The sequence below is a fragment of the Daejeonella sp. genome, assembly GCF_030684675.1.
In the GTDB taxonomy this organism is placed as follows: Bacteria; Bacteroidota; Bacteroidia; order Sphingobacteriales; family Sphingobacteriaceae; genus Daejeonella.
This window is the reverse complement of record NZ_JAUXXZ010000081.1, coordinates 28,652-51,430: the sequence shown is the minus strand read 5'-3', so window position 1 is coordinate 51,430 and position 22,779 is coordinate 28,652. Positions and strand designations below refer to the sequence as shown.

Sequence of the window (22,779 nt, the reverse complement as noted above, 5' to 3'; positions counted from 1 at the left end):
TACAGGGTTTTATACGAGCCCTTAACTAATAAACCCAGTAAAAATGAAACGTAGAAATGTTCTTAAAACCTTGTCACTTCTGCCACTGGCAGGCAGCGCGATTCCATTCAATTCGTCGCTCGCATCACCGCTTGCCGAAAATTTAACCGCTGCACCGTACAAAACGGGTAGTCCTGTTGAAGTTACATTAGAGTCGTTTTTGGATAAAAATAATATTTACAGAACACATGGTATTGAGCCAATAATAAATTGCAGAGGTATTTTTACCATCATTGGAGGTTCATTAAAACGTCCTCAAACTAAAGCTGCCATGGAAGCAGCCTCTCATAATTTTGCACAAATGGATGAAGTAGCTGATGGTATAGGCCAGACTCTGGCTGATCTGACTGGAGCTGAATGGGGTGTGGTATCAGCCGGATGTGCAGCCGGACTAAAGCTGGTTACTGCGGCAGTAGTATCCGGCGGAGATCCTGAGAAGCTGGTTCGTATTCCGGATCTGGATGGACTTGAAAAAACTGAGGTTATCGTACCAATAACTTCCAGAAATGCTTATGATCATTCTATCAGGAATATCGGGGTTACAATGGTGAATGTCTCTACACTCGAAGAATTGGAAAATGCGATCAATCCCAAAACAGCACTGATTTATATGGTCAATGGCGACAGATCCTGGGCGGGAGCACCAATGTCGCTTGAGAATATTTCTGCAATTGCAAAAGCAAAAAAGGTTCCTGTTTTGTTTGATGCGGCAAATGAAATTTTGACATTTCCGCCTGTTCATTTAAAACGTGGTGCAAGTATAGTTGCCTACAGTGGTGGAAAGGCAATCTGCGGGCCACAATCCTGTGGATTAATTCTTGGTCAGAAGGATATTTTAATGGCTGCATGGCAGGCAAGCTCTCCACACCATGGTCCTTGCCGGGATAATAAAGTAGACCGGGATGAAATGTTCGGTATGGTTGCAGCAGTGAAACTCTGGAAAGAAATGGATCATGCGGCTGTTCGTAAACAATGGGATTCCTATCTGGATCATATTATTAAAAAAGTTTCGGGCATAAAAAGTGTTCAAACGATGATTCATGTTCCATCTACTATGTCAGGCCTGTCGAATGTATCTCCTGAAGTGGTTATAACCTGGGATCCCGATGTCTTAAACATTACCGGAGCTGAAATGGCCGATGAGCTTGGCAAGAATAAGCCAAGAATTGCAGTTGCCAGTGGGGGTGGCAGAGGTAAGGACCCCAATATCAATGGAATCGCAGTGACTACAATTGGTATGCAGGCCGGTGAAGAGAAGATTGCTGCAGATCAGATTTATAATGTTCTGACAGCTAAAAGAAGCCCTAGATCTACAGAGATGAAAGCTCCAGCAGCCAATATTTCAGGTACATGGGATGTTGATGTCAAGTTTTATAACAGTGAAGGCAAACACAAGTTGTTCATTGAGCAGGATGGCAACTGGATCAAGGGAACTCACCAGGGTGGCTTTGCGGTGAATGATATGGCTGGTTCAATTGAAGGGGATTCTGTTAAACTCCAGAGTTCTGTCAGACTGATAGGTGACTCAATAATCTATACGTTTACGGGAAGTCTTTCTGGAAATACCATTACAGGTAATTTATTTATGGGTGAATACAGGAGTGCAAAATTTACTGCTACCAAAAATACTAAACCAGCGCCTAAAAAACCTGTTTTTGTTCCTTCGGGCGCCCCTCTTGCGAGTTAATGAAAATTATCTAAATTGAATTTTAAACACTTAAACTAATATATGATGAATAGAAATGTAATTATAAAAATCAGAGAATATGCGAGCATCTTTGTTTTTAGCTTATGCCTGATGACTTTATCAGCTTTGCAGGCGCAGGAAATTGATATGTTAATAAAAGGTGGTCATGTGATCGACCCCAAAAATAATATTAATACAGTCATGGATGTTGCAATTAAAGATGGTAAGATCTACCGGGTTGCCGCAAACATTCCAGCAACTTCTGCTAAGAGAACTGTAGATGCCAAAGGATTATATGTTTCACCTGGCTTTATTGACATGCATGTCCACGTATTTGCAGGTGCCGAAGAACCAGGTTTCACAGGCTTTGGAATCACAAACGGTTTTGGCAGTGTTGCCCCTGATGATTTTACCTTCCGTTCAGGAGTAACTACTGTGGTTGATGCAGGTTCTGCTGGATGGAGAGATTTCCATCAATTCAAAAAGCAGACTATAGACAACTCTCAAACCCGTGTTCTTGCATTTATTAGCATGGCCGGACATGGTATGTCAGGCACTGTCCATGCTCAGGACACTACGGACATGAATCCGGTTACTACTGCTTTTATTATGAAGGAATATCCCGATATCATCGTAGGAATTAAAGCGCATCATTATCAGGGAAATGATTTTGGTCCGGTTGATCGTGCAATTGCTACCGGAAGATTAACCAATAAGCCAATTATGGTGGATTTCGGATCAAGCACACCTAAATTATCCATTGAAGAACTGTTTATGAAACATTTCCGTCCGGGTGATATTTTTACCCACACTTTTTCAGGGAATGCTGCTTCAGCAGTGACTCCAAATGGCCGTGAACCAATTGTAGATGGCAATAATAAAGTAAAACCTTTCATTTTCGAAGCTCAAAAACAGGGCAGAATCTTTGACACCGGTCATGGCGGTGGTGCATTTGTCTGGAGTACAGCTATCAATGCATTAAAGCAGGGCTTTTATCCGAATACCATCAGTACTGACCTTTACAGAAACAGTAGAAATGCAGGTATGAAAGATATGGCAAATGTAATGTCCAAGTTTTTAAATATGGGAATGTCTATTCAGGATGTGGTTTTACGTTCAACCTGGAATCCTGCAAATGTAATTCAGCATACTGAACTTGGACACCTGAGTGTTGGAGCAGAAGCTGACGTAACAGTCTTCAATATTAGAGAAGGTAAATTCGGCTTTATGGATGCCCGTGGTTCTGTGTTCAACGGCAATAAAAAACTTGAAGCAGAATTAACCCTTCGTGCCGGTAGAGTTGCATGGGATCTGAATGGTCTCAGCGGGCCTCAATGGGATGCAGTTAACAGATAATTAATTGTATTTAAATAGAAAATCATGAGAACTAAAACAGCAGGTATTTCAGAATTTATTCAGCACCAATTTGTCCGGATTGTACAAGGAATTGGAGCTGTTTTAGTTCTCATCCTGATATCATCAACCGTCCATGCTCAGGAAATAGATATCCTCCTTAAAGGCGGCCATGTTATTGATCCAAAGAACAATATCAACTCTAAAATGGATGTTGCCATTGTCGGTGATAAAATATTCCGGGTTGCAAAGGATATTCCGGCTAGTACTTCAAAAAGGACGGTTGATATAACTGGCTTATATGTTACTCCAGGCCTTATTGATATGCATACCCATGTTTTTCATGGTACCGATCCGAATAGTATGACAGCAAATTCTTACGGTGGATTGCAGGCAGATGCCTTTTCTTTCCGCGCGGGAGTTACTACTGTAGTTGATGCAGGGTCTTCAGGCTGGAGGAATTTCCCGCTGTTTAAAGCACAGTCAATTGATCGTGCTCAGACCCGGGTATTAGCCTTTCTGAATGTTGTAGGTCACGGGATGCTTTCCCGTTTTGATCAGCAGGACGTGACAGATATGAATCCGGAAATGAATGCCTATATGATCAAACGCTTGTATCCAAACCTAATCGTCGGATTAAAGTCTGCACATTTTTGGGGTGATTTTACATCGGTGGATAAGGCAGTTGAGTCGGGTAAACTGGCCAATGTTCCGGTTATTGTTGATTTCGGGGAACATACTCCTGCCAATTCAATTGAATCTTTATTCATGGAACATTTCAGACCGGGTGATATTTTTACACATACGTTCTCGGAAATTAATGGAGGTCGTGAATCTATTGTCGATGAAAAGTCCAGGAAAGTTAAACCCTTCGTATTTGCTGCACAAAAAAGAGGTATTATTTTCGATGTAGGCCACGGTGCAGGTGCATTCAACTTCAATCAGGCAATTCCTGCCATGAAGCAGGGCTTCATGCCAAATACGATTAGTACAGACCTTTACAATTTAAGTATGAATGCAGCAATGAAAGATATGACTAATGTGATGTCCAAATTCCTTGCCATGGGTATGAGCCTTCAGGATGTCATTTTACGATCAAGCTGGAATCCTGCACAAGTAATTAAACGCCCGGATTTGGGTCATTTAAGTGTTGGTTCTGAGGCCGATATTGCAGTTTTTAACTTAAAAAAGGGAAATTTCGGCTATATGGATGTCCGGCGCACGAAAATCAACGGTACAGAAAAACTTGAAGCAGAATTGACTCTCAGGGCCGGACGCGTAGTCTGGGATTTAAATGGAATCAGTGTTCCCGAATGGCAAATGCCGGCAGCTACTAATTGATTTTTTTAAATAGAATCAAAAAACTAAAACAATATGAACAAGCTATTAAATTTCAAAGGGTCAATGCCATTAATGATTGTACTTATATTCTTTGCCTGTACCACTCAGGTTAAGGCTCAGGATATTGATCTTTTATTAAAAGGTGGCCATGTAATCGATGCAAAAAATAGTATTGATCGCAAAATGGATATCGCCATTAAAGCAGGTAAAATATTTCGTGTTGCAGCCGATATTCCTGCAAGTTCTGCAAAAAAGGTTGTGGATGTAAGCGGTTTGATTGTTGCACCGGGCCTGATCAATATGCATACACATGTATATGCCGGCAGCAATCCCGGATTTACCGATGGAACTTCAAGTCAGTTACCGGATGCCTTTGCCCCGCGTGCAGGAATAACAACTGTTGTTGATGCAGGTACTTCCGGCTGGCGTACCTTCCCTGATTTTAAGGCTAAAATAATTGATAATTCAATGACCCGTGTGCTGGCCTTTCTGAGTATTGCGGCATCAGGTTATTCTGCAGACAAAGCTCAGGAAAATATCGCTGAGATGGATGTTCAGAAAACAGCCGAAACTGTCAGTAAGTATCCGGATATTCTGGTTGGTGTGCGCATCGGACGATATGATGGAACTGAGTGGACACCCTTTGATCGAGCATCAGAAGCTGCAAAATTAGTCAATAAGCCTCTTTTTGTAGAGTGCCACCTACCAATGTATTCTCTCGAAGATCAGTTAAACAAAATGCGTGCAGGAGATATTATTACTCATGCATTCGAAAATGTTTCTGAACGGATGACCGTAGTGGATGGACAGGGAAAGGTCAGACCCTTTGTATTAGCCGCTCAAAAAAGAGGTATACTCTTTGATGTTGGCCACGGAGGCGGTGGATTTTGGTTTAATCAGGCTGTTCCTTCATTTAAGCAGGGTTTATGGCCAAATTCATTTGGTACAGATGAGCATCGTACAAGCATGAATTCAGGTATGAAAACCATGTTGAACGTGATGTCTAAATATTTGAATATGGGAATGACGATGCCTGAAGTCATTGCCAGAGGAAGCTGGAATGCTGCCAAGTCAATCAAACGTGAAGATCTGGGGAATTTGTCGGAAGGATCGGTCGCAGATATTGCTGTATTGAGTGTTGCTAAAGGAAAGTTTGGTTTCGTAGATTCGGGTAATAATAAGATTGAAGGCGATAAAAAATTGGAAGCAGAGCTTACTGTACGTGCAGGTCGTATTATTTGGGACCTCAATGGTCTGGCAGCAAACGCTTATAAATAGAAATACACAGAAATTAAAAGATATAAAATGAAACGTAGAAATTTAATCAAAGGCTTGGCGATGTTACCTGTTGCAGGCGCGGTTCTTCCGGCACAATCCGTTTTGGGGAATTCCATTGCAGGAAGTGGATCTCCTGCATTGGCAGGATCGGAAGCTGTAACAACAGCAGCATCATTCATGGCGGATACCAATATTTTTCGTAAAATAGGCGTAGAACCGGTGATAAACTGTATGGGAACATATACAATCATTGGAGGATCGATCGAGCGCCAGGCAGTTCGTGAAGCAATGGAAGCTGCAGCGCATAACTTTGTACAGTATGATGAGTTGGCTGATGGAATTGGTCAGCGCCTTGCTGATCTGACAGGAGCAGAATGGGGCATGGTTTCGGCAGGATGTGCTGCGGGACTTAAACATATCACAGCTGCCTGTGTTACAGGTGGTAATCCTGAGAAACTGATCCGTATCCCCGACCTGACCGGTTTTGATAAGGATGAAGTTATTATTCCAAGATACTCACGTAATGCGTATGATCACGGAATCAGGAATATTGGGGTGAAGATAGTTCATGTTTCCACAGCCGAAGAATTGGAAGTGGCCATTAATCCAAAGACGGCAATGATTTACCTGACTGCAGGAGCTGCTTCTGAAACAGGTCAGCCACTATCGCTGGAAGTGATTTCATCCTTTGCAAAACCAAAAAATATTCCGGTTCTGATTGATGTTGCAGCTCAGAATCTGACCATTCCACCAGTACACCTAAAGCGTGGAGCGACCCTGGTTGCATATAGTGGAGGAAAAGCTATTTGCGGGCCGCAATGCGCTGGATTAATGCTAGGTGATAAATCAATTTTGATGTCTGCCTGGCAGGCAAGTTCTCCACATCATGGTCCCGGACGGGATAATAAGGTAGGCCGTGAAGAGATGATCGGAATGATGGCAGCGGTTGAAGATTGGGTTAGAAGGGATCACGCTGCCGACTGGAAAAAATGGTTGGGTTGGCTGGATACAATTTCAAAGAAAATTGCACCGATTGAAGGAGTTAAAACCAATGTTCATGAACCTCAGGGCTTATCCAACAAGTCACCTGTATTATTTGTGACCTGGGATTCTAACAAGCTTAATATCAATAGTTTTGAGCTTGCAGAGGAATTGGGCAGAAACAAACCAAGAATTGCTCTTGCCAGTCGGGGTGAAACTGATGGTATTAGTTCTGTCAGTATAACTACCGGGCAAATACAAGCCGGAGAAGAGAAAATTATAGCCGACAGACTTTTTGAAGTTCTTTCAAGAAAGCGAAGCCCAAGACCTGAAATGTCTGCTCCATCAGCAAATCTTGCCGGTCTTTGGGATTTGAACATCAAGTTTTTCAGCAGTACCAGTATGCATACATTAAACATTGAACAGGATGGTAACTGGCTTTCTGGTACTCATAAAGCAGATTTTGATACCAGAGCTCTTGCAGGTACAATTGATAGTAATAAGGTGAGGTTCGAAAGCACGATTAAGATCATTGCTGATAACATCAATTACCTTTTCCAGGGTACAGTGAGTGGCGATTCGATGTCGGGAGATATTCACCTGGGTGAATACCGAACAGCTACTTTTACTGCAAACCGCAGAAAATCAACACCTGCAAGGAAAAGAATTCAAATCCCTGCGGGTCCGCCTTTGGCAACTTAATATCATTTTACCCTGCCGGTTTCTTTCAGATTGCAAGAAACCGGCAGGTTTAATCAAACAATTTTGTCTGTAGAATTAAATATCTGATTTAACCCTCTTGTCCATTAAATAACAATCAAATTGATGAAAAAATTAAAAATTACTTCCCTTTTTCTTTTAATCTTACTGTTTTTTGTCAATGCATTAAGCGCTCAGCAAGGTTCTGCAAACAATTCGTCAGATTTTCTTGTTTATAATGTTAAAAAATCAGCTAAAACGGTTGATGTTAACGACAAATGGAATGCATCCGGATGGAAAGGGATTAAATCAATTAAGATTCGAAACTACATGGGTAAAATTCCTGCATTCAAGCCTAAGGCGGATGTTAAAATGACTTATGATGATGATTTTATCTATGTTATTTATAGAGTTAAGGATCGCTATGTAAAAAGTATTACTGAAAAAATAAACGGACCTGTATGGAGAGACTCTGCTGTTGAGTTCTTTTTCTCGCCTGAGGCCGATAACCCAATCAACTATTTTAATCTCGAGATCAATTGCGGAGGCACTCCTCTACTTCATCACAAAAAGAACAGGCCTACTGTTGAGGATATTCAGAAAATTCAGATCAAGGCTTCTTTGCCAAAGGTGGTAGATACAGAGATTACCGAGCCGGTAACCTGGACTATGTCTTTTAAGATCCCATTGAGTATGCTTGAAAAATATACAAACGTGGTTCGTCCTAAACCGGGTGTTGCCTGGAGAGCGAATTTCTATAAAATCGCTGAAATTAACTCCAACCCTCATTACATCACCTGGAACGAAGTTAAAAATGACAAGCCTCAGTTCCATTTACCTCAATTCTTTGGGATTCTTAAATTTCAATAAGCATCTTGTACAGGTTTTGGTCTGCTGAAATATTAAAATTTACAGGTATAATCGAATAAAATCAAAGAGAAATAGAATGACAACATTAAAAGAGTTTAATTCATGGCTATTTCGCTATCAGAGAGTTAGCCTGATAGTTATTATTCTTCTGGCTATTCAAACAGTGAATGCCCAGGAAATTGATATTCTTTTGAAAGGTGGTCATGTGATCGATCCTAAAAATAATATTAATGTCAAAATGGATGTGGCGATTTTGAATGGTAAAATATTCAGAGTGGCAGCAAACATTCCGGAATCCTCAGCTAAAAAAACTGTGGATGTTAGTGGTCTCTATGTCAGCCCCGGAATAATTGATATGCATGTACATGTATTTCAGGGTACCGACAAGTATAGTACATCGGTAGCTAATTCTTCCCGCAGTCAGCAGGCCGATGCTTTCTCATTCAGATCCGGAGTAACTACGATGGTGGATGCAGGAACTTCGGGTTGGCGCAATTTCAGAACATTCAAAGCTCAGTCAATCGACAAATCCCAAACCCGTATTCTGGCTTTTCTGAATGTGATCGGAAACGGAATGATAGGTCGCTTCGAAGAGCAGGATATCAATGATATGAATCCTGAAATGAACGCTTATATGATAAAAAAGTTATTTCCGGAAATTCTTGTTGGTATTAAATCAGCACATTATTGGGGAGAATTTACTTCGGTGGATAAAGCAGTTGAATCGGGTAAGCTCGCAGATGTGCCGATTATGGTAGATTTTGGAGAGCATGTGCCAACAAACTCCATTGAGTCGCTTTTTCTAAAGCATTTTCGTCCGGGAGATATTTTTACCCATACTTATTCTGAGATTAGTTCCGGCCGTGAATCCATTGTGGATGAGAAGACCAGAAAATTAAAGCCCTTTATTTTAGAGGCTCAAAAGCGCGGTGTTGTTTTCGATGTAGGTCACGGTGGGGGAGCATTTTCATGGGCGCAGGCTATCCCTGCATTCAAACAGGGTTTTTTGCCGGATGTGATCAGTTCTGACCTGCACGATCAAAGCATGAATGCGGGAATGAAAGATATGACAAATGTGATGTCCAAGTTTCTTGCTTTGGGTATGGAATTAAAAGATGTGATTGAGCGCTCAACCTGGGCGCCGGCCAAAGTAATCAAGCGAACAGATCTCGGACATTTAAGTGTTGGTGCTGAAGCAGATATTGCAGTTTTCAATCTGAGGGAAGGAAAGTTTGGCTTTACCGATGTTCGCAAAGTTAGTGTCGAAGGCTCAAAAAAGTTGGAGGCTGAACTGACTTTAAGGGCTGGGAAAATTATGTGGGATTTGAATGGAATCAGTGGACAGCCCTGGAAAAACTAATATTTCTGAAATTTACTATCATGGAAAATAATTTGTTGCAAATTGGAAAATACAGGTTCATGAACCATGTTATGATGTCTCTTCAAAGAGCATCACTTATGTTGTTCTTTTTGCTAAGTCCTTTTTTATCTCAGGCTCAGGATTATGATTTATTGCTGAAGGGCGGAAGGCTGATTGATGCAAAAAATAAAATTGATGCCATAATGGATGTAGCCGTAAAAGACGGTAAAATATTTAGGGTGGCTGCTGATATCCCCGCGTCGGCTGCAAAGAAGGTGCTTGATGTAAGCGGACTTATAGTAGCCCCTGGTCTGATCAATATCCATACTCATGTCTTCGCGGGCAGTAATTCTGGTTTTTCTGACGGACAATCCAGTCAGCTACCTGATGCTTTTGCAATACGCTCTGGCATAACTACAGTTGTTGATGCGGGTACCACCGGATGGAGAACCTTCCCTGACTTTAAAGCGAAAGTGATTGATCCCTCAATAACCCGCGTGCTCGCCTGGATCAATATTTTTGAAACTGGATTTAGCTCAGGCTCTGGTTTTGAACCCGATATGGGTACAGTAAGTGTTCAAAAGACTGCTGAAGCCATTCAGAAATACAAGGATTATATTGTAGGTACCAGGGTTGGTCATTATAAGGGGAAAAGCTGGCTTCCTTTTGAGCGGGCATCAGAAGCTGCAAAAATTGCTAATAGACCGCTTTTTGTGGAATGCCATATGCCTCAATACACACTCCAGGAACAATTGGATCATATGCGGTCCGGTGATATTATAACTCATTCATTTGAGAATGTCTCCGAGCGTATGACGGTTGTTGATGAGCAGGGGAAGGTCAGACCTTTTGTTTTGGAGGCGCAGAAAAGAGGTGTGCTTTTCGATGTGGGGCATGGGGGAGCCGGATTCTGGTTTAATCAGGCGATTCCGGCATATAATCAGGGACTCTGGCCAAATTCTTTTGGAACCGATGAGCATCGCACAAGTATGAACTCAGGTATGAAGAATATGCTGAATGTGATGTCAAAATATCTGAATATTGGCATGAGTATTCCTGAAGTAATAGCCCGTGGAAGCTGGAATGCTGCGAAATCAATTAAGCGTGAAGATCTTGGAAATTTATCAGAAAGCTCAGTTGCAGATATTGCAGTGCTGAGTATAAGTAATGGCAAGTTTGGTTTTGTAGACTCCGGACAAAACAGGATCGAAGGGGATCGTAAACTTGAAGCAGAGCTTACAGTGCGCGCCGGAAGGATTGTTTGGGATCTGAACGGTCTGGCAGCAAATACATATAAATAAAATGAAGCGTAGAAGTGTTATTAAGGGCCTTGCTTTACTTCCTGTAATTGGCAATGTTCTTCAGGGAGAAGCTGCACAATCAGTTGAATTGCAAGGATCTTTGGAAAATTTTACAGAAACAACATTAAGTTCATTCCTGGATGAGAAGAATATTTATCGCTCAATGGGGGTTGAACCAATCATAAATTGCAGGGGTTCATTTACTATCATTGGTGGTTCAATTAAACTTCCGAAAGTAAAAGCGGCACTCGATGCGGCCAGTAATAATTTCGTTCAGCTCGACGAACTCGCAGAAGCGGCCGGTAAGCGACTTTCTGAACTCACAAAAACAGAATGGGGAATGGTTTCATCCGGATGTGCAGCCGGAGTTAAACACATTACAGCAGCTTGTGTTACTGGTGGAAGTCCTGAAAGGCTGATTCGTATTCCTGATCTTACCGGATTTGAGAAAACTGAGGTAATCATACCCAGATATTCACGTCAGCATTATGATCATGCAGTAAGGAATATAGGGGTTAAAATTATAACAGTTTCGACAGCTGCTGAGCTTGAAAAAGCGATCAATCCGAAAACGGCAATGATTTATCTGACTTCCGGAACTCCCGGAGCGGCTTCAGATACCGGTCAGCCTCTTTCTCTTGAAGTAATCGCAGCAATTGCCAAACCAAAGAATATTCCAATTCTGATGGATGCAGCAGCAGAAAGTCTCACGATTCCGCCTGTACATTTGAAAAGAGGGGCGGATATTGTTGCTTATAGCGGGGGTAAAACTATTCGCGGACCGCAGTCAGCGGGATTAATGCTTGGCAATAAAAATATTTTACTTGCGGCCTGGCAGGCAAGTGCGCCACACCATGGACCCGGCCGTGATAATAAACTGGATCGAGATGAAATTGTTGGTATGGTGGCTGCAGTTGAGGATTGGCTGGTACGTGATCATGAAGCGGAATGGAAAAGATGGCTTGCCTGGCTTGATGTAATTTCGAAAAGAGTATCAGGCATCAGCGGACTTACAACGAAAATTATTGAACCGGTAAATCTGAATAACAAGTATCCGGTACTACATATTATCTGGGATCCTGCAAAGTATCCTGTTACAGGTTATGAGATCGCTGAAGAGGTGGGAAGGAATAAGCCCAGAATTGCATTAGGGAATCGTGACGAGGCTGATGGAACTACTTCAATACAGATTACTCCGGGTCATATGCAGCCGGGTGAGGAGAAAATAGTAGCTGAGCGTCTCTTTGAAGTCTTGTCGAAGAAACGAAGTTTTAAACCTGAAATGGCTGCACCTGCTGCTAATCTTAGCGGACGCTGGGATGTTGAAGTGCAGTATGCTTTAAGCACCAGTATGCATTCATTTGTGATTGAGCAGGATGGAAACTGGATTCAGGGAACTCATAAAGGAGATCTCGATACGAAAAATATGGCGGGTACTATAGATGGAAATGAGGTAAAGATCAGAAGTACGATCCCAATTGTTGGAAACATCATTATCTACCTCTTTTCAGGAAGGGTGAATGGAGATATTATTGCCGGAGATATTCATATGGGCGAATACCTGACCGCTAAATTTACAGCCAGACGTAATACAACTAAACTTCCGAAACAAAAAGTAATGATTCCGGGTGGTCAGCCATTGGCAACCTGATAAGATGATTTTTAACAATTAAAAGCATTGTAATATGAAACGCAGAGACATCATTAAAGGGATGGCAGCAATGCCCTTATTGGGCTTGATTAATCCTATTGATTCAGTACTGGCTTCAATGCCTGAGAAATTTAAGAAAAAGCGTCTTGTCATCGATACCCATGTGGAAACCTGGAATTTTGATGCACGTTTTCCGTTCAAACATCCCGAAAATCCAAATGCAAAAGCTGCAATTGAAGCGCCAATTGAAAATCAGGTGAAGCAGATGAAGGATTTTAATATAACCTATGGAGTATTAATAAATCCGCGCTATTATGGATGGGACAATTCTTACAAGGCTCATTGCCTCAAAACTTATCCCAATCATTTTGTTGCTCATGGTTTACTGAATCCACATGATCCTAAAATTGTCGATAACCTGAGGTATTGGGTTAATGAGCATGGTTTTCAGGGGATGCGCTTCAGTCCGATATACCATCCTAGAGAAACCTGGCTAAATTCGCCAGCCCATTATCCATTGTGGAAAGAAGCTGAAAAGCTAGGACTTTGTTTCAATTATTATATTGTGCCTCATCAAATGCCTATGCTCGAAGATATGGCTGAGCGTTTTCCGGGTGTGAAAATAGTAGTTGACCATGCCGGTAAACCAGATCTTAAGGCAGCTGATTGCTGGCCTGAATTTAAAAAAATGTTTAAACTCAGTCGTTTCAAAAATGTCTGGATCAGTAATTCAGAACCCTATGAAATGTCAGAGATAAAAAAGTACCCTTATGAAGATACGCTGCCCTTCTATAAAGCAATTTATGAAGAGTTTGGAGCGAAGCAGATTATTTGGGGAACAGGATATCCTTTCCCACGATGGGAACTTCCGATGGATAAAGAACTGGAGTTTATGTATAAATACTGTGATTTCTATACCGAAAAGGATCTGGATTTAATTATGGGTAAAAATGCTCTGGAGATCTGGAAGTTTCCTAAGAAAGCATAGATTTTCCCGGTTTTAAGCGTTATTTTTCTTAAATTAACCCAGTATCAATTTTAATTATATGTTTTCAAAAAATTATAGATTTTATCTATCTCTTATTTTTGTTTGTTTTTTTGGTTTAGTTTCCACTGTATTTGCGCAGGCAATACCGAAAGATGAATTGATATTTCTGACTTCAGCCTGGAAGGGTGAGCGCTTTGCCGACGGTCGTCCACGGATTTCAGATGACCTTGTGAAACGTGCCCGTGAAATTGGCATTGAAGAAGCCTGGCAGATTCTGAATAATGAAGGATACCTCTATCAGTATGAGCGCAACTGGAAAATACTTCATGAAGAAGTAAAAGTAGTAGGCAGGGCATTGACGGCTCAGTTTATGCCGATCCGTCCGGATGTGGAAAAGAATATTGTAGATCGTGCAGCAAAGGAGGGTCGTGCCGGAAGACATTTACATTGGCCAATCAATATGCTAACTCAGGGGGATGTGTATGTGGCTGATAATAAGGGCAGAGTAGGATCACTGATGGGTGATAACCTTGGTAATGTGATCTATAAGAATTCGGGCAATGGGGTTGTTTTCGATGGATTTGCACGGGATGTTGATGGACTGGCCGATATCAAAGGGTTTAACGCTCATGTCAGAGACTTTGCTCCACAGTTTTTACAGGGTGTAGTGCTTATGGGATTGAATACACCGATTACGATCGGAGCGGCAATTGTGCTTCCCGGCGACCTGGTTATTGCCGGAAGGGCAGGGGTGGTTTTCATTCCGGCACATATGGCTGAGCTGGTTGTTTCTACCGCAGAGTTTATTGCGTCCAAAGATCGTTTCGGACATGAGATGATCAGGAGTGGGACTTATAATGCAAATGAGGTCGATACTCAGTGGACCGATCCAATCAAGGTTGAATATCTGAAGTGGCTCGATCGGAATCCCGCTGAAAAGAAGATTAGCCGTGCTCAATTGGATCAGTTTATGTCGAAAAGAACCTATTAAATACTTATGAAGCCAATATTCAAAATCGTAATGGGTCTGGGGGCAATCTCCCTCCTGGCAGCGCTGATCCTTTATCTGATCAATAGTCCAAAAACAGCAGAACCTTTCTTAATTGCAGGGATCGTTTGTGTTGCCCTGGGTGTCAGGGGAGTATCTGTTTTGAAAGGATTTGCCTATCCGATCATGATTGTTGGTGTGGTTTCAACTGCCTTGATCTTTCCGCAGTATTTCGTAGAGATAAATGGTTATAAGCTTTCGGGATTAATTACCCCGCTGATTCAGCTGATCATGTTCGGGATGGGTATCACGATGAACTATAAAGATTTTCTTGGGGTATTTAAAGCTCCCAAAGGAGTTTTTGTGGGTATCCTAAGTCATTTTACAATCATGCCCCTGCTCGGTTTTGCCCTTGCAAGTATGAGCAGTTTTGAACCGGAAATTGCTGCCGGAATGATTTTAATTGGCTGTGCCCCGAATGCGGTTGCTGCCAATGTGATTTCTTATCTGGCTAAAGCGAATCTGGCTCTTTCGATCACCCTGACTTCAATAGCAACTTTATTGGCTCCATTCCTTACTCCTTTACTAATGAAGCTATTGGGTGGTTCCTTTATTGAAATCAATGTGCTCGATATGATGTGGGATATTATGAAAATGGTCATTTTGCCAATCACACTGGCCATCGTTCTGAATGAATTACTCAAGGATAAGATCCAATGGCTGAACTCAGTAATGCCGATGGTATCAATGTTTGGGATTGCTTTCATTATCATCATTGTCACTGCAGTAGGGAGAGAAAGCCTGCTGACGGTTGGACCGCTGCTGATTTTGCTGGTACTGATTCATAATTTAATGGGATATACCCTGGGCTACTGGTCTGCAAGATTATTCGGAATGAATGAGAAGGATTGTAGGACAATAGCTATAAATGTGGGTATGCAGAATGCGGGACTCTCAAAGGGTTTGGCTCATGGTATGGGCAAACTGGGAACGGTTGGCTTGGCACCTATGATTTACGGCCCAATGATGAACATCAGCGGATCTATCCTGGCGTCTTACTGGCAGAATAAACCACCGCTTGGTGAAGAAAATGAAAACAATGAACAAGAACTAAATTCTTCTAAATAAAATATGAAAGCAAAATATTTATACATTTTAATTGCATTTTCGGCGATCAGTTTAAGCCTGAATGCTCAGACTAAGAAGGAAGAACGCTTCGTGCAATTGGTCAATGAATTTAATCAGGCCATTATCAGCACTGACAGTACAGCCTTAAAAAACCTGGTATGGGAAGATTTGAGCTATGGACATTCTTCCGGCACAATCCAGGATAAGGCGGCATTTATCGCGGGTGTGATGAATGGCCCCAATTTTTTCAAGAAATTTGAACTTCAAAATCAGACGGTAAAAGTTTCAGGAAAAAATGCAGTGGTGAGGCATATTGCTATAGCCCAGGCAATTAATAAGGGAAATCCGGTAGAGATCAGATTTGGCAATATCATGGTCTGGCAAAAAAAGCAAGGCAAATGGAGGCTTCTGGCCCGTCAGGGATATAAGCTTTAAGAATTTACCAGTAAAATACTGCCAGGATGGTATGCCTCTTTTGGCTATTTCATCAGAATACAAATTATATAAAATGGATATGAAAGCAGAGCTTAAGTCTCTCATAAAAGAACAGGGGATTGTCCCCTTGTATTATGCTGCCGATGCCGGCGTAAGTATTGAGTTAATGCGTGCAATGTACCAGGGAGGGATTCGGACAACCGAGTATGCCAACCGTGGAGAGCAGGCAATGAAAAACTTTAAGGAAATGCGCAAGGCTTGTGATGCAGAAATGCCGGGCATGCGTTTGGGTATCGGTACGATAAAAAATGCTGAAGCAGCGAAAGAATATATCGACAAAGGTGCTGAGTTCCTGGTCTGCCCGGGTATTTTGGAATCAGTAATCGAACTTTCAGATAAGCATAATTTGCTCTGTGTTCCGGGATGTATGACACCCAGTGAGATTATCCGTGCTGAATCCTGTGGAGTGAATTTGGTGAAACTTTTTCCGGCAAATACCCTGGGCCCTTCTTATATTGAGGCAGTTCAGGCATTGTTTACGGATATGACCTTTTTGCCTACGGGTGGGATTGAACTGAATGAAGACAACCTTAGGGGCTGGTTTAAAGTTGGAGTTAGTGCTGTTGGGGGAAGTAAGATGATTACTAAAACTGTGATAGAGAATCAGCTGTATGATGACTTGACAAAGGAATGCCAGCGTGCACTGAACCTGATAAAAACGATTCGGGAGAGTTTGTAGAACGGGGAAATTAAGACTGATAGAATACGAATTATTAATACAAAATACCAAAATGAACGAATCATTATACAAATACATGCGTGTGGGTCTGGTCCACTTTATGGCCTTTCCGGCAACGATAAAAGGTGAAGGACCGGTACTTGAAACGATCCGAAAAATTGCAGTGGATGATTATTTCAGCGCAATTGAAATTACCACGATCAAGGATCCTGAAACCCGTCTGGCCGTAAAGAAGATGCTGGAAACTTCTCATATGACGGTAGCTTACGGAGCTCAGCCAAGACTTCTAACCACAGGAATGAACATCAATAGTTTGGTGGAGGAGGAACGTCAGAAAGCACTGGATAATTTGAAACAGGGAATTGATGAGGCCTATGAAATTGGGGCAGCAAGTTTTGCTTTTCTGAGTGGAAACTATGAAGAAAGCAGAAAAGAAGAAGCCTTTCAGGCATTATTAAAATCAACCAATGAGATTTGTGCCTATGCGAAGAGTAAGGGTGATATGAAAATCGCCCTGGAGGTTTTTGATTATGATGTAGATAAAAGGAGCCTGATCGGTCCTGCAGATCTGGCCTTGCGATATGCTAAAGAGATTCGCAAAGCACACGATCATTTCGGATTGATGGTAGACCTGAGCCATATTCCATTGATCCATGAAACAATTGAAGAATCAATACTTCCTGTAAAGGATTATATTGTGCATGCTCATATCGGTAACTGCGTGGTAAAAAGTCCGGATATGGCTGCATACGGAGATGTACACCCAAGGTTTGGCTTTCCTAACGGGGAGAATGATGTGGATGAAGTGGTTGATTATCTTAAGGTCTTGCTGGACATAGGTTTTCTTAATACGCAAACCCCACCAGTAGTGAGTTTTGAGATCAAACCTTTTGGAGATGAGGATGCTGATGTGGTGATTGCCAATGCCAAACGGGTGTTGAATCTTGCATGGGCAAGAGTTTAGAAAGCTAAAAGTAGAAAGCATAAAGCTAAAAGCAGAAGGCTAAAAGCCAAAAGCAAGAAGCAGAAAATAAATTAGATTATTAGAATAAAAATAAGCATGAAGTTAGTTGTATTAGATGGATACACCCTTAATCCCGGGGATTTAAACTGGGAGGGAATAAAAAAGTTTGGTGATCTGGAGGTGCATGACCGCACACCAGAAAGCCAGATTGTGGAACGCTGCCGGGGGGCAGAGATCATTTTTACGAACAAAACCCCGCTCAGGGAGCCGGTACTTTCTCAGCTTCCTGATCTGAAATATATCGGGGTTCTGGCAACAGGATATAATGTAGTGGATGTTGATTATGCTAAAACCAGGGGCATTGCAGTAGCGAATGTACCAGGTTATGGTACGGCATCAGTGGTTCAAATGACCTTTGCCTTAATGCTTGAATTATGTCAGCACGTACAAAGCCATAGTGATTCGGTGCGTCAGGGCGACTGGGCAGCCTCACCCGATTTTTGTTACTGGAATTACCCTTTGATTGAGCTGGAAGGTAAAACAATTGGGATTATTGGTTTCGGCAGCATCGGTCAGAAGGTAGCGGATATTGCAACGGCTTTTGGAATGAATATTATTGGATTTTCAAGGACCAGATCAGATCAATCACATCGTAAAAACTTTAAATGGGCAGAACTGAATGAGCTCTTGAAGGAATCGGATGTGGTTAGTGTTCACTGTCCGCTCTTCCCTGAAACACAGGGTATCATTAATAAGAACAGCTTAAGAATGATGAAGCGTTCTGCGTTCTTTCTGAATACTTCCAGGGGCCCGCTGATGGTTGATCGGGATCTGGCGGATGCTTTAAACGAGGGAATCATAGCCGGAGCAGGGATCGACGTATTGTCGGTAGAGCCTCCATCAGCAGACAATCCCCTTTTTAAGGCAAAAAACTGTTTAATTACCCCTCATATTGCATGGGCAACAAAAGAAGCCCGTTCCAGATTGATGGGAATTGCAGAAAATAATTTATCTTCATTCCTGAATCAAAAACCTATTAACATTGTAAATAAATAAAACTAAAAATTAAATTATTATGAAAAAGTACTCCCTATTATTTCTTATCTCGGCAGCCTTATTAAGTTGTAACCCAAAGCAGGAAGATGCTGCAAAACAGGAAACGGCTGCTGCTGCTGATACAGTGAATATCGAAGCTCGTTTAAAAGAATTGAATATAGAGCTTACAACTCCGAAGCCGCCGACAGCAAATTTCGTAAAAACTGTTCGCGTAGGTAACCTGGTATATACTTCAGGTCACGGTCCAGACCGTGCAGAAGGCGGTCCTTTAACAGGCAGAGTTGGTGATGATCTAACATTAGAGCAAGGTCAGGAAGCTGCCCGTTTAACAGGTATCTCATTGCTTTCAAGCTTAAAAGCAGAAATCGGCGACCTGAGTAAGATTAAGCGTGTGGTTAAAGTTTTAGGAATGGTTCAGTCCACTCCTGAATTTAAAGATCAGCCAAAGGTGATGAATGCATTTTCTGATATGATGGTTGCTATTTTCGGAGATAAAGGAAAGCATGCCCGTTCTGCAGTTGGTATGAGTGCATTGCCTGGAAACATTGCCATAGAAATTGAAATGATCGTTGAAGTAGAGGATTAGTAATTCCCTAAACACAAACATTTCTAATCTTAATGCTGATTTACTTTTCTTAAAGGTTTAGTAGGTCAGCATTAATTTTTTACAGAAATTGATTTAATTTAAATTTTTGCCAGAATTAAAATAATGAAAAAGTATTTCTTAATATCCATGTTAGCTGTTGCTTTAATGGGCTGTATTTCTGTATCCAAAGCGCAGGTAAAAGGGGATTCAAAAGCTGAAGTTATTGATTTCGATAAGCGATTGAAGGACCTGAACATTGTTTTAGCAAAACCAAGTGCCCCATTAGCAAGCTATGTAAAAACTGTTCGTGTAGGTAATCTTGTATATACGGCCGGACATGGCCCTGATAAACCGGATGGTACCAGGGTTACCGGGAGGGTTGGAGATGATCTGACGCTTGAGCAAGGTCAGGAAGCAGCACGATTAACCGCAATTTCATTGCTTTCGAGCTTAAAGGCAGAACTTGGGGACCTGAATAAAGTAAAGCGAATTGTTAAGGTTTTAGGTATGGTGCAATCTACTCCCGATTTCAAAGATCAGCCTAAGGTGATGAATGCATTTTCGGATCTGATGGTACAAGTATTTGGAGAGAAAGGTAAACATGCCCGCTCAGCAGTGGGGATGTCAGCTCTTCCGGCTAATTGGGCTATTGAGATCGAAATGGTTGTTGAGGTTGAAGATTAAAATTGATCTGATTTCAGCATCATGCATATTCTGATTGCTCCAAATGCCTTTAAACATAGTCTTACGGCAAATGAGACTGCTGACGCTATTCAGGAGGGTTTAAAACGCAGCGGGTTAAATTTTACTTCTGAATGCTTCCCTATTGCAGATGGGGGGGATGGTACCGGACATTTGATTGTGGAGAAATGCGGAGGTGTCTGGCATGAATATGATGTTCACGATCCTTTAGGGAGATTGATTAAAGCTTCGTTTGGTATAATAGATCAGGGTAAAACCGCAGTAATTGAAATGGCGGATGCCTCAGGTATCCGCTTGTTAAATCCGGAAGAAAGATCACCGCTAATGGCTTCCTCTTTCGGGACCGGGCAATTAATTCGTTTTGCACTGGACAGGCAGGTCGAAAAGATTATCATTGGTCTTGGAGGTTCAGCAACTGTCGATGGTGGAATTGGAATTCTAAGTGCGCTGGGTATGAAATTCAAGGATGCTGATGGTCATGAATTGGCGGCTTTGCCCCTCAATATGCCCCGCTTCCGGCAAATTGATAGCACAGCATTTGATAAACGGGTCTTGAAATGTAATATCACAGTACTTTGTGACGTTGATAATTTACTTTTGGGTGAGCAAGGATCTGCAGCAGTTTTTGGTCCCCAAAAAGGAGCAAGCCCTGAAGATGTAAAATTTCTGGATCTTGCTTTGACAAATTTGTCAGATCTTGCATTTAAGTCGACAGGAATCAAAATGGATGAGATTGTTCATGGAGGAGCTGCAGGTGGTATCTCCGCGACTTTGCGAACGTTCTTAAATGCAGAATTAGTAAATGGAGGGGAACATTTTTTACAGATCACCGGTTTTAAAGAAAGTTTGAAAAATGCCGATCTGCTGATAACCGGAGAAGGCAGTCTGGATGAGCAGACTTTGCAGGGTAAGGGTCCCTTTGCAGTGGCTAAATATGCAAAGGAGAAAGGCATCCCGGTTATAGGACTTGCCGGAAAAGTACCCCTGCATGATCATCCTGAGATGAATAAATATTTTGATCTGCTATTTGCTATTGGTAACCAGCCAACTGATTTGGAGACTGCAATGAAATACACCGCTTCTAACCTGGTCCGTACTTCTTTAGCAGTAGGAAGATTCCTTTCTTTATCAAAAGGTATTTAATTTTTTTTTGTTCAGGTTAAATTATCGATTCTGAATAAAGTCTAAAAAATAAACATGAAAAATTTCCTGTTTCTTATTCTTGTATTTTCTATTCCATCTGCTCATGCACAAGGTCTGAAACAAAAGATCGAAAACGCTTACAAAACGTTCGAATCTGATCCGCAGATGAGGTATGCCAGTGGCTCATTGAGCGTATTGAATGCCGAAACGGGAGATGTGATTTATTCAGCAAATGGGAATACAGGTCTGTCGAGTGCTTCTACACTCAAAACAATTACCTCAGCAAGTGCCTACCATATTTTGGGTAAGGATTTTACCTGGGAAACAACACTAGGCTATTCTGGTTCAATTTCTGCGAACGGAACACTGAATGGGGATATCATCATTACTGGTGGAGGAGATCCTGCGTTGGGAAGTGATCGCTACGACCAGAGCCGGTCTGATCTGATACTCATGAAATGGGTAGATGCCCTGACAAGAACCGGGATTAAAAATATTGCAGGACAAATTATTGCTGATGATAGCTTATTTGGAACTGAAACCATGCCTGGGGGCTGGACCTGGCAGGATATGGGGAATTATTATGGTGCCGGACTATCTTCCTTAACCTGGCGCGAGAATCAATTTGATATGCATTTTAAACCCGGCAGAGTCGGGGAACCTGCGGAGCTATTGAGAACCGATCCCGAAATGTCATACCTTAAGATTGTTAATGAAGTAAAAATCGGCGCCCCGGGCACAGGAGATAATGTTTATGCTTATTCTGCCCCATTTTCAACTGTTATTTACCTGAGGGGAACTTATGGAGTCGATCTTAAGAAAGCAATTTCAGCTTCAGTTCCTGATCCGGCTTATGATCTGGCTTATCGTTTGCAGAATAAATTAAGGCAATCGGATATTCAGGTTGAAAATGGTGTAATCACTGCAAGAGTATTAGCAGCAAACAGGAAACCATTACTTCCTCAAACAAAAATTATTTCAGTTCATACATCTCCCCCACTTCATGAAATTGTTTACTGGTTTAATCAGAAGAGTATCAATCTTTTTGGTGAACACCTGATAAAAACAATAGCCTGGAAAGAAGGGAAAGATGTAACCATAAGTAAGGGTACTGAACTTGTGAAGGACTTTTGGAGTAAAAGGATCGGAATAGATCCAGCATCAATGAATATCTATGATGGAAGTGGTCTGTCCCCTGCCAACCGTGTTTCAACTATGGCAATGGCACGGATACTTCAATCCCTGAAGAAGGAAATTTGGTTTGATAGCTATTTCAATAGTCTTCCGCAGTATAACAATATGAAAATGAAAAGCGGGACAATCAGTGATGTAATCGCTTATACCGGATACCATACTTCAGCTTCCGGAACCCCTATGGTATTTTCATTTATGATCAATAATTATAATGGAAGCAGTTCTGGCATCAGGCAGAAGATGTTCAGAGTACTCAATACCCTTAAGTAAGTCGCATTACCTAAGTTTAATTTGCT

Annotated in this window: 20 protein-coding genes; all 20 read left to right on the top strand. The window is 41.7% G+C overall.

The features are described 5' to 3' along the window. Positions 1–43: 43 nt before the first annotated feature. The 20 genes from Q8M41_RS17345 to dacB all read left to right on the top strand — a co-directional run bounded on the left by Q8M41_RS17345 (position 44) and on the right by dacB (position 22,753). The gene (locus tag Q8M41_RS17345) at positions 44–1,726 is read left to right on the top strand and encodes an aminotransferase class V-fold PLP-dependent enzyme (protein WP_305366567.1); all 1,683 of its coding nucleotides are present in this window, start codon (positions 44–46) and stop codon (positions 1,724–1,726) included. Positions 1,727–1,768: 42 nt separating this feature from the next. Then, the gene (locus Q8M41_RS17340) at positions 1,769–3,082 is read left to right on the top strand and encodes an amidohydrolase/deacetylase family metallohydrolase (protein WP_305366566.1); all 1,314 of its coding nucleotides are present in this window, start codon (positions 1,769–1,771) and stop codon (positions 3,080–3,082) included. Between the two features lie 24 nt (positions 3,083–3,106). After that, the gene (locus Q8M41_RS17335) at positions 3,107–4,420 is read left to right on the top strand and encodes an amidohydrolase/deacetylase family metallohydrolase (RefSeq protein ID WP_305366565.1); all 1,314 of its coding nucleotides are present in this window, start codon (positions 3,107–3,109) and stop codon (positions 4,418–4,420) included. A gap of 33 nt (positions 4,421–4,453) precedes the next feature. Then, entirely contained in the window at positions 4,454–5,698 is a 1,245-nt protein-coding gene (locus tag Q8M41_RS17330; RefSeq protein WP_305366564.1) for an amidohydrolase/deacetylase family metallohydrolase, read from the top strand. Positions 5,699–5,725: 27 nt separating this feature from the next. After that, complete coding sequence (locus Q8M41_RS17325; protein ID WP_305366563.1) at positions 5,726–7,381, top strand: aminotransferase class I/II-fold pyridoxal phosphate-dependent enzyme; 1,656 nt, start codon at positions 5,726–5,728, stop codon at positions 7,379–7,381. A gap of 123 nt (positions 7,382–7,504) precedes the next feature. Then, positions 7,505–8,248, top strand: coding sequence for a carbohydrate-binding family 9-like protein (locus Q8M41_RS17320; protein WP_305366562.1), 744 nt, complete (start codon positions 7,505–7,507; stop codon positions 8,246–8,248). A gap of 76 nt (positions 8,249–8,324) precedes the next feature. Then, positions 8,325–9,608: an amidohydrolase/deacetylase family metallohydrolase gene (locus tag Q8M41_RS17315; protein ID WP_305366561.1), complete on the top strand. Its 1,284-nt coding sequence runs from the start codon at positions 8,325–8,327 to the stop codon at positions 9,606–9,608. A gap of 20 nt (positions 9,609–9,628) precedes the next feature. Continuing rightward, on the top strand, positions 9,629–10,909 hold the full coding sequence (locus tag Q8M41_RS17310; protein ID WP_305366560.1) for an amidohydrolase/deacetylase family metallohydrolase: 1,281 nt from the start codon (positions 9,629–9,631) through the stop codon (positions 10,907–10,909). Between the two features lies 1 nt (position 10,910). Then, a complete protein-coding gene (locus Q8M41_RS17305; protein WP_305366559.1) occupies positions 10,911–12,560 on the top strand; it encodes an aminotransferase class V-fold PLP-dependent enzyme in 1,650 nt (549 codons plus the stop codon). Between the two features lie 34 nt (positions 12,561–12,594). After that, positions 12,595–13,548 carry an amidohydrolase gene (locus Q8M41_RS17300; protein WP_305366558.1) on the top strand — a complete coding sequence of 318 codons (954 nt, stop codon included), beginning with the start codon at positions 12,595–12,597 and terminating at the stop codon, positions 13,546–13,548. A gap of 58 nt (positions 13,549–13,606) precedes the next feature. Continuing rightward, positions 13,607–14,539, top strand: coding sequence for an RraA family protein (locus Q8M41_RS17295; protein ID WP_305366557.1), 933 nt, complete (start codon positions 13,607–13,609; stop codon positions 14,537–14,539). A gap of 6 nt (positions 14,540–14,545) precedes the next feature. Then, entirely contained in the window at positions 14,546–15,664 is a 1,119-nt protein-coding gene (locus tag Q8M41_RS17290) for a bile acid:sodium symporter family protein (RefSeq protein ID WP_305366556.1), read from the top strand. 3 nt (positions 15,665–15,667) lie between these two features. Beyond that, positions 15,668–16,099, top strand: a complete 432-nt coding sequence (locus Q8M41_RS17285; protein ID WP_305366555.1) for a nuclear transport factor 2 family protein — start codon at positions 15,668–15,670, stop codon at positions 16,097–16,099. Positions 16,100–16,178: 79 nt separating this feature from the next. Then, positions 16,179–16,838, top strand: coding sequence for a bifunctional 4-hydroxy-2-oxoglutarate aldolase/2-dehydro-3-deoxy-phosphogluconate aldolase (locus Q8M41_RS17280; protein WP_305366554.1), 660 nt, complete (start codon positions 16,179–16,181; stop codon positions 16,836–16,838). Between the two features lie 52 nt (positions 16,839–16,890). Next, positions 16,891–17,802, top strand: a complete 912-nt coding sequence (locus Q8M41_RS17275; protein ID WP_305366553.1) for a sugar phosphate isomerase/epimerase — start codon at positions 16,891–16,893, stop codon at positions 17,800–17,802. Positions 17,803–17,898: 96 nt separating this feature from the next. Continuing rightward, entirely contained in the window at positions 17,899–18,858 is a 960-nt protein-coding gene (locus tag Q8M41_RS17270) for a D-2-hydroxyacid dehydrogenase (protein WP_305366552.1), read from the top strand. 19 nt (positions 18,859–18,877) lie between these two features. After that, the gene (locus tag Q8M41_RS17265; protein ID WP_305366551.1) at positions 18,878–19,444 is read left to right on the top strand and encodes a RidA family protein; all 567 of its coding nucleotides are present in this window, start codon (positions 18,878–18,880) and stop codon (positions 19,442–19,444) included. 123 nt (positions 19,445–19,567) lie between these two features. Next, positions 19,568–20,128: a RidA family protein gene (locus Q8M41_RS17260; RefSeq protein WP_305366550.1), complete on the top strand. Its 561-nt coding sequence runs from the start codon at positions 19,568–19,570 to the stop codon at positions 20,126–20,128. Positions 20,129–20,149: 21 nt separating this feature from the next. Beyond that, positions 20,150–21,289 (top strand): glycerate kinase, encoded by a 1,140-nt coding sequence (locus Q8M41_RS17255; RefSeq protein ID WP_305366549.1) that lies wholly within the window; start codon positions 20,150–20,152, stop codon positions 21,287–21,289. Between the two features lie 54 nt (positions 21,290–21,343). Then, positions 21,344–22,753 (top strand): D-alanyl-D-alanine carboxypeptidase/D-alanyl-D-alanine-endopeptidase, encoded by a 1,410-nt coding sequence (dacB, locus tag Q8M41_RS17250; protein ID WP_305366548.1) that lies wholly within the window; start codon positions 21,344–21,346, stop codon positions 22,751–22,753. The last annotated feature ends 26 nt before the right edge of the window (positions 22,754–22,779 follow it).

Coding starts and splice junctions, on each gene's coding strand:
- Q8M41_RS17345 (WP_305366567.1), top strand. CDS start 44: ATGAAACGTAGAAATGTTCTTAAAACCTTGTCACTTCTGCCACTGGCA.
- Q8M41_RS17340 (WP_305366566.1), top strand. CDS start 1,769: ATGATGAATAGAAATGTAATTATAAAAATCAGAGAATATGCGAGCATC.
- Q8M41_RS17335 (WP_305366565.1), top strand. CDS start 3,107: ATGAGAACTAAAACAGCAGGTATTTCAGAATTTATTCAGCACCAATTT.
- Q8M41_RS17330 (WP_305366564.1), top strand. CDS start 4,454: ATGAACAAGCTATTAAATTTCAAAGGGTCAATGCCATTAATGATTGTA.
- Q8M41_RS17325 (WP_305366563.1), top strand. CDS start 5,726: ATGAAACGTAGAAATTTAATCAAAGGCTTGGCGATGTTACCTGTTGCA.
- Q8M41_RS17320 (WP_305366562.1), top strand. CDS start 7,505: ATGAAAAAATTAAAAATTACTTCCCTTTTTCTTTTAATCTTACTGTTT.
- Q8M41_RS17315 (WP_305366561.1), top strand. CDS start 8,325: ATGACAACATTAAAAGAGTTTAATTCATGGCTATTTCGCTATCAGAGA.
- Q8M41_RS17310 (WP_305366560.1), top strand. CDS start 9,629: ATGGAAAATAATTTGTTGCAAATTGGAAAATACAGGTTCATGAACCAT.
- Q8M41_RS17305 (WP_305366559.1), top strand. CDS start 10,911: ATGAAGCGTAGAAGTGTTATTAAGGGCCTTGCTTTACTTCCTGTAATT.
- Q8M41_RS17300 (WP_305366558.1), top strand. CDS start 12,595: ATGAAACGCAGAGACATCATTAAAGGGATGGCAGCAATGCCCTTATTG.
- Q8M41_RS17295 (WP_305366557.1), top strand. CDS start 13,607: ATGTTTTCAAAAAATTATAGATTTTATCTATCTCTTATTTTTGTTTGT.
- Q8M41_RS17290 (WP_305366556.1), top strand. CDS start 14,546: ATGAAGCCAATATTCAAAATCGTAATGGGTCTGGGGGCAATCTCCCTC.
- Q8M41_RS17285 (WP_305366555.1), top strand. CDS start 15,668: ATGAAAGCAAAATATTTATACATTTTAATTGCATTTTCGGCGATCAGT.
- Q8M41_RS17280 (WP_305366554.1), top strand. CDS start 16,179: ATGAAAGCAGAGCTTAAGTCTCTCATAAAAGAACAGGGGATTGTCCCC.
- Q8M41_RS17275 (WP_305366553.1), top strand. CDS start 16,891: ATGAACGAATCATTATACAAATACATGCGTGTGGGTCTGGTCCACTTT.
- Q8M41_RS17270 (WP_305366552.1), top strand. CDS start 17,899: ATGAAGTTAGTTGTATTAGATGGATACACCCTTAATCCCGGGGATTTA.
- Q8M41_RS17265 (WP_305366551.1), top strand. CDS start 18,878: ATGAAAAAGTACTCCCTATTATTTCTTATCTCGGCAGCCTTATTAAGT.
- Q8M41_RS17260 (WP_305366550.1), top strand. CDS start 19,568: ATGAAAAAGTATTTCTTAATATCCATGTTAGCTGTTGCTTTAATGGGC.
- Q8M41_RS17255 (WP_305366549.1), top strand. CDS start 20,150: ATGCATATTCTGATTGCTCCAAATGCCTTTAAACATAGTCTTACGGCA.
- dacB (WP_305366548.1), top strand. CDS start 21,344: ATGAAAAATTTCCTGTTTCTTATTCTTGTATTTTCTATTCCATCTGCT.